Below are 5,086 nucleotides of genomic sequence, written 5' to 3'. Positions count from 1 at the left end.
AAAAAGATTTGGTTTGGGAAAAACCATACTAACTTGGCGACGTAAGCGATTGATGTTAACACGACGCTCATAAATACTCTGACCAAAAAATTCTACTCTTCCTTCAACCTTTACTTCTGCTTCTAATTCACTCATGCGATTTAACGATTTAAGAAAAGTAGATTTCCCACAACCACTAGAACCAATAATTGCCGTGACTTGGTTTTGGTAAATATCCATTGACACGCCTTCAACTATCTTTTGAGTGTCGTAAGAGAAGCTGAAGTTTTTGACTCTGATGGCTGGAATTAGTTTACTCATATTCCTAAAACGTGTGAAACAAAACTTGACTAGGTAAAGTAGTACAAATTAGCGCCGCTGTTTCACTATGTTACCCCCAAAAGAAGATATTCATGGAAATTACGTAGCCATGCAGTAGCTATACAGCAGATAAACTGTTAGTCGATACTTGTATTAAAGTTATGCTCGAAAATTTATCTTTTACAGACTTTTTATACCCATTTTTCACACCTTAACTATATACAGTAAACCAAAAAGTTTTTTAGAAGCTTTACCAAGCAAACATTTCAGCCAAAACCAGGGATATCACAAAACAGCGTTTTGTTGAGCATTTCAGACGATCACCCTAGTCATCTTCAAGCGATCGCTCTAAGATCCCTCTAAAACCAATGGTCAATACTCCTGATTAACAATGGCTGAAACCCTTGTTTTTACGTTGGCTTTTAAAAGTTTGTGGTTTACTGATATACTATCTTTTCTGATGAACAAGGATTAGGTATGGTTCGATTTAAAATAGCTACGTAGAAATAAAAATCTGAATATTATATACTCCTCATAGGTAGTGAGGAGTTAATTTATTTATAAAAATAAATTAGTAACTTTTTTAAACTACATTTTATGAGTATCTTCTAGTGCAAGCTAGATCGATAAAAATCAATAAGTCACGCTTGAAAGTATCTTAACCGAAACGCCCTGAAATGTAGTCGCGGGTGCGGGGGTCTAATGGGTTGTTAAAGATTTGCTCTGTAGCGCCAAATTCAACCATTTGACCAATCCGACTTTCATCGGTACTAAAGAAAGCCGTAAAATCAGAGACGCGAGCGGCTTGCTGCATATTATGAGTAACGATCGCAATTGTCAACTCAGACTGTAAACTGTGAAGTAGTTCCTCAACTTTCATGGTGGCGATGGGGTCAAGAGCCGAGCAAGGTTCATCCATTAGCAGAACTTTCGGCTTGACTGCTAAGGCACGGGCAATACATAATCTTTGTTGCTGACCACCAGAAAGCCCTAAAGCTGATTTATCGAGCTTATCTTTGACTTCATCCCAAAGAGCAGCACTTTTTAGAGCAGATTCAACAATTTCATCTAATTCTAATTTTGAATACCTACCTGCTATTCTCATCCCGTAAGCAACATTTTCGTAAATGCTTATCCCAAAAGGATTTGGTTTTTGAAACACCATACCAATTTGGCGGCGTAATCGATTGATGTTGACACGACGATCGTAAATATTCTGACCAAAAAATTCTACATCTCCTTCAACTTTTACAGGGCCTTCTAATTCGCTTATGCGATTAAGAATTTTGATAAAGGTAGATTTACCACAACCACTAGGGCCAATAATTGCGGTTATTTGGTTCTGATAAATATCTATCGACACCTTTTCAATGGCTTTTGTTGTCCCATAGTAAAAGCTGATATTTTTAACTTTGATAGCTGGAATTAGGTTACTCATACTTGCCCAAGGTGTGAAATAAAAATTTATAAAAACAGAATTCAGGAGTCAGGATTCAGAATTCAGTATGAATTATTCTTCAATTTATTTTTCTCTGCCTAATAACTAAGCGAGAGAGAATACTGACGCATAAAATTAAGCCGAGTAGAACTATAGAAGTAGTCCAGACCAATTGACTTTTTTGTGGGTCAGGGTCGTTGTAGAGGTTAAAAATCAATACTGGTAAAGAAGCTGTAGGACTTAACAATCCTTCTGACCAATCTAGACTAAACAAAGCAGTAAAAATTAAGGGTGCTGTTTCACCAGCCGCACGAGCTACAGCTAATAAAATACCTGTAGTAATTCCGGGGATTGCAGTAGTTACAACAATGCGAAAAGTAGTTTGGAAGCGAGTTCCGCCTAAAGCAGCAGAGGCGAGGCGTTGAGATGTGGGAATCAGCTTTAAGGATTCTTCTGTTGTCAATATAATTACAGGTAGCATAATTACGGCTAAAGCAAAACCACCTGCGATCGCACTAAATCCTTTAGTTACCAAAACTATTACACCATAAGCAAACACGCCGACAACAATTGAGGGCACGCCTGTAAGAATACTAGTAACAAAACGAACGATACTAGCAACTGGATTAGTTTGATTAAATTCTGCTAAGAAAATTCCTGTCATAATCCCCGTGGGAACGCTGAAAATAGCACCAATTACCACCATGATTATGGTTCCCAAGATGGCATTGCCAAAGCCATTATCAATAACTGCTTTGACAAACATTTCTGGTTTGAGTCCAGATATTCCCCGGATGAAAATTTCCCACAAAATTGATAATAAAGGAATGAGTACTAGACCTGTAAGACCAAAAGCGATCGCATTCATTGCGTATGTAAATATTACCCGCTTTTTTGGCAGAGGACTGCATAATTCTGCCGCCAAAGATTCATCTTTTTCTAACTGAATATAACCACTCATAAGTTTGAAAAATTTTTATTGATAATTGTCTTTTTACGCTGAGATATTTATAGAATTTTAAAAGCGATATAGTGTTATTAATTTTTCCTGCCAACCCACTTCACCAATAGTACAGCGCCAATATTTACAGTTAAAGTCAACCCAAATAAAATTAATGCTAAATAGCTTAAAGCACCTATATGCAAACCCGGTTCAGCTTCGGCAAATTCATTAGCTAATACAGAGGGAATTGTATAAGCTGGATCGAGTAAAGAAGCACGGATTTGAGCAGAGTTACCAATCACCATAGTAACGGCCATTGTTTCACCCAAAGCCCGTCCTAAAGCAAGCATTGCTGCACTTACTATTCCAGAAAATCCAGATGGTAGCAAGACTCGAAAAATTGTTTCCCAACGAGTGCCACCCAAAGCCATAGATGCACTACGCAATTCTTTAGGGATAGCCATTAAGACATCACGACTAATTGCTGCCATTGTGGGCAAAATCATTATGGCGAGAATAACCCCAGCAGTCAGCATATTAGTCCCAGAAGGATCTTCTGTATTAAATAATGGTATCCATTTAAAAGTACTGGCTAACCACTTTTGTAGAGGTTCTAAAACAGGAATAAAGACAAAAATCGCCCACAAACCAATAATTACACTGGGAATTGCAGCAATTAATTCAACAACAAATGCTAGGGTGATTCGCAGCGATGAAGGTAAGAAATTTTCACTTGTGACTAAGGCTACTGCTATTCCCACTGGAACAGCAAATAAAATAGCGATCGCACTACTGACCAAAGTTCCATAAATATAAGGTAATGCACCAAAAATCTGATTACCTGTATCCCAATCTTGTCCCCACAAAAACCCCATTCCAAACTGCTTGATGGCTGGTAGAGCTTCGTGTAAAATTACCCAACTCATCAAAAATAGTACTGCAACGGTAATCACAGCAAAAAAGTATACTAGCCGTGTAAAACCTTGGTCAAACCAGAAATTTGTGCCGCTGGTAGTAGTTAGATTGAAATTTTCATCGCCTAGATTTGAATCATCTGATAAATTTGCCATTACAAATCAAGAAAATAGATTTTTCTTACTAGTAGAGCGAGTTATTAACTCAGTCTATTAAGGATTAAAAGTAATAAAATAATCCTTCTAGCCTTAAAAAGGGGGCTTTTAAATACCCCTCTTTTTAAGGTAATTGGAGGACTCTTGTGAGTAAGTCCTAAAAATTGCAAATTAAGGCTTGACAGAGCTATTCACTGTCTGAAGCACTCGATTTGCTACATCAGATGGAATTTTGGTGTAGTTAAGGTCATCGTTATATTGTTGACCGTCTTTCAATACCCAATTAATCCATTTCTTAATTGCATCAGCTTTAGCAGAATTAGCATACTGTTTGTAAACGATCATCCAAGTAAGACCGACAATTGGATAACCTTGTCCTGGATCTCCTATAAAAACGCGGTAGTTGTCTGGGAAATTGACAGTTGATAAAGCTGCATTTGCAGATTCTAAAGAAGGAGCAACAAATTCTCCATTCTTATTTTGTACCAATGCTGATTTCAGCTTATTTTGGACAGCGTAGCTATATTCAACATAACCAATAGAACCAGGAGTACGAGCTACTATAGCAGCTACGCCCGGATTCCCTTTGCCTTTGAGGACATTTGGCAGATTCCAATTTGGAGCGGTGTTAGTTCCAACTCTGCCTTTAAAATAACCGCTGATGGCACTCAAGTGATTCGTAAAAATGAAAGTTGTACCGCTACCATCGGCACGAACAGCAAATTTAATTGTTTGATTTGGTAGATTAATGCCTGGATTATCAGCTTTAATTTTCGCGTCATTCCATTTGGTAATTTGACCTGAATAAATTGCTGGTAGTGTAGCGCGGGATAATTTGAGATCGTTAACGCCTGGAAGATTATAAACAACAGAAACAGCACCGCCTGCTGTGGGTACTAAGATTGCACCATTCTTGACTTTAGCAATTTCATTATCTTTCATTGCAGCATCACTACCACCAAAGTCAACGGTTCCAGCGATGACTTGACGAATACCACCACCACTACCAATTGCTTGGTAGTTAATTTTCAAGTCTGGATATTTCTTCTTCACTTCACGAGCATAGCGTTCGTAAAGCGGAGCCGGAAAAGTTGCTCCTGCACCATTTATAGTTTCAGCTTGTGCGATCGCACCAAAAAATGGACTAACTGCAATAGAAGTTGTCACTAATGAAGTAGCAACGACACGATTCAATTTGGCGGTCGAAAAAATCATATTACCTCTGATTAAAGGAATATTTTACTGCTGTAATTCCAGTCTTAAAATAGGCTACATTTTGTATGGTTAAAGCTTATTTAACAATTGATGAGCAAGAAATTAAGGTATGTTTAAATA

Annotated in this window: 5 protein-coding genes; all 5 read right to left on the bottom strand. The window is 37.8% G+C overall.

The window, feature by feature from the left end; genetic code table 11:
• Positions 1–300 (bottom strand): ATP-binding cassette domain-containing protein (locus IQ229_RS12530; RefSeq protein ID WP_194044129.1); only part of this gene is annotated, 300 nt, incomplete at its 3' end.
• A gap of 658 nt (positions 301–958) precedes the next feature.
• Positions 959–1,738: a phosphate ABC transporter ATP-binding protein PstB gene (gene pstB / locus IQ229_RS12525; RefSeq protein ID WP_194044127.1), complete on the bottom strand. Its 780-nt coding sequence runs from the start codon at positions 1,736–1,738 to the stop codon at positions 959–961.
• A gap of 79 nt (positions 1,739–1,817) precedes the next feature.
• Positions 1,818–2,699 carry a phosphate ABC transporter permease PstA gene (gene pstA / locus IQ229_RS12520; RefSeq protein ID WP_194044125.1) on the bottom strand — a complete coding sequence of 294 codons (882 nt, stop codon included), beginning with the start codon at positions 2,697–2,699 and terminating at the stop codon, positions 1,818–1,820.
• A gap of 77 nt (positions 2,700–2,776) precedes the next feature.
• Positions 2,777–3,751: a phosphate ABC transporter permease subunit PstC gene (gene pstC / locus IQ229_RS12515; protein ID WP_194044123.1), complete on the bottom strand. Its 975-nt coding sequence runs from the start codon at positions 3,749–3,751 to the stop codon at positions 2,777–2,779.
• Positions 3,752–3,922: 171 nt separating this feature from the next.
• Positions 3,923–4,966: a phosphate ABC transporter substrate-binding protein PstS gene (gene pstS, locus IQ229_RS12510; RefSeq protein WP_194044122.1), complete on the bottom strand. Its 1,044-nt coding sequence runs from the start codon at positions 4,964–4,966 to the stop codon at positions 3,923–3,925.
• Positions 4,967–5,086 lie beyond the last annotated feature (120 nt).

This window comes from Nostoc cf. edaphicum LEGE 07299 (assembly GCF_015207245.1).
Classification (GTDB): Bacteria; Cyanobacteriota; Cyanobacteriia; order Cyanobacteriales; family Nostocaceae; genus Nostoc; species Nostoc edaphicum_B.
This window is presented reverse-complemented; position numbering and strand designations above follow the sequence as displayed.